The sequence below is a fragment of the Nocardia elegans NBRC 108235 genome, from assembly GCF_001612845.1.
Lineage (GTDB): Bacteria > Actinomycetota > Actinomycetes > Mycobacteriales > Mycobacteriaceae > Nocardia > Nocardia nova.
Map to the genome: position 1 here is coordinate 1 of NZ_BDBF01000106.1, position 1,997 is coordinate 1,997.

Annotated in this window: 3 protein-coding genes; 1 reads left to right on the forward strand and 2 read right to left on the reverse strand. The window is 66.6% G+C overall.

The window, feature by feature from the left end:
* A partial coding sequence (locus tag NE2_RS34370) for a C40 family peptidase (RefSeq protein ID WP_146165406.1) occupies window positions 1-379 on the forward strand: 379 nt, incomplete at its 5' end.
* A gap of 7 nt (window positions 380-386) precedes the next feature.
* Here NE2_RS34370 and NE2_RS34375 read toward each other — a convergent pair.
* Window positions 387-1,613 carry a transglycosylase SLT domain-containing protein gene (locus NE2_RS34375; RefSeq protein WP_084494532.1) on the reverse strand — a complete coding sequence of 409 codons (1,227 nt, stop codon included), beginning with the start codon at window positions 1,611-1,613 and terminating at the stop codon, window positions 387-389.
* On the reverse strand, window positions 1,613-1,997 hold a 385-nt coding region (locus tag NE2_RS34385; RefSeq protein WP_157111003.1), incomplete at its 5' end, for a transglycosylase SLT domain-containing protein. The genes NE2_RS34385 and NE2_RS34375, both read right to left, overlap by 1 nt.

The window sequence follows — 1,997 nt, forward strand, 5'->3', positions numbered from 1 at the left end:
GAAGACGGCCTCCGGGACCTCGGCCAAAGCGCAGCAGGCGATCCAGACCGCGCTCAACAAATTGGGTTCGCCGTACGTCTGGGGAGCGGAGGGGCCCAACCAGTTCGACTGCTCCGGTCTGACGCAGTACGCGGCGAAGTCGGCCGGAGTCAACATCCCTCGGACGGCGGACCTGCAGTACCAGCAGCTACCGAAGGTGGCTCCGAGCCAGATCAGACCCGGCGACCTGATCTTCCCCGATTCCGAATTCAACAACGGCAGTCCGGGACACGTCATGATGTACATCGGTAACGGCCAGGTTGTCGAGGCGCCGCATTCCGGCGCCGTGGTGCGGGTGCAACCGCTGCCCAAGAGCTTTCACGCCAGCCGCTGGTCCTGACCGGCTCTCAGTAACCGACGTACGAGCCGCCGCCATGCAAATTGGCGACGCCGGGCACATTGCTCACCGAACCATAGCGGTCGATGGAATAACGCACACCCGCGATGATGTTGTCGACCGGATTCCAGATATCGCGATGTCCGGGCAGCGCATAGGCGTTGAACGTCGAATCGATCGTCTGCATCAGGCCTTTCGAGGGATGTCCGGCCACGGCATTGCTGTCCCAGAGATTGATGGCATGCGGATTCCCGGAGGACTCGTGGGCGATGATGGTCGCGATAGCTCCGGGGTCGATTCGGCTGACGTCGTAGCCGTTCTGAGCGAGAATGTGCAGGGCCTGATCGATCCACAGGCCCGTCTCGCCGGCGGGCATCGTGGAGGGAGGTCCGGACGTTCCCGATCCGCCCGTGCGGTAGACCGCCCTGGCCGGATGTGAGTCCTGGACGTACTTCGCGGCCAGCGCCTTGATCCGCTGGGAGTCCAGGACTGCCGCCATCCGGCTCTGGTCCACGGTATTTCCTGCCCGGGCCAGTGCGTCGCCGAGTGTGACCATCACCTGACGCCGGCCGGCGGCGGTATTGCTCACCGGCCCGAGCGCGGTGAGCGCGGCGTCCACCTCGGCGATGATCGCCGCCATGGTGGCCCGGCCACGCGCGCTGGTGTCGACGGTGTCGCCGAGAACCCGCGACAGTTCTGCATTGAGATCGCCGATCGCGCCGCCGCGTTCCGAGCGAGCGGTATTGCTAGCTGTGTAACCGGAGCCGAGGCCGCCGTCCCAGGCGATCGGGCCGGTCGGCGCGCCGTTGCCGACCATCGGTGGCGCATAGGGTTGCCCGGTCTCGGCGGTCGGCGCACCGGAACCGAAGCCCGCCGCCATGGTGGTCAGGCTGGTGAGGGCCGCGATGGCCATGGGCGTCGAGGAACTGTGGGCGGCAAGGATATCCGAATGGACGGCGGGTGCGGCGGCGGCGGGTGCGGAGCGTGCTTGCGCGATGGTCGCTGCGGCCGAATCGTTCATCGCCGCAGCCGGTTTCGCCGCCGACGCCACGGCAGGCCCGGGCGCCGGGACCGCGCTCGGACGCTGGTTTCGTCGTTCGCGTCGATCGGCCGGTGCGGTCGTCGCCACGCCGGGCCGGGTCAGCGTCCAGTCGTCGGCGGGATTGTCCGCACCCGCCCGGTGGTCACCGGATTTCGATCTCGGAGGTTCGGGTGTACGGGGCTGAGTCGGAGCCATCAGTACCCCACATAGGCCTGGCCGTTGCGGACCGCTTTGACGCCCGGCACGTTGCCGACGGATCCATAGCGGCTGATCGCGTAGCGGACGCCGGCGACGATATTGTCCACCGGGTCGTAAATGTTCGTGTGGCCCGGCGCCGCATAACTGTCGAATGTCGGCTGAATCGTCTGCATCAGGCCCTTGGACGGCGTGCCGTTGGCGGCGTTGCTGTCGGAGTTGTTGGTGGCGGTGGGATCGCCGTTGCTTTCGAAGTGGATGATGATCGCGATCGCCTCGGGATCGATACCGCTGATGTCGACTCCCATACCTTTCAACACCTGCAGCGCCTGCTGAATCCATTGGCCCACAGTGCCTCCCACGGTCTTGCTGCCCGAGCCGCCC

Bases quoted from the DNA above. Each gene is read 5' to 3' on its own strand.
- NE2_RS34375 (WP_084494532.1), bottom strand. From the start codon at position 1,613: ATGGCTCCGACTCAGCCCCGTACACCCGAACCTCCGAGATCGAAATCC.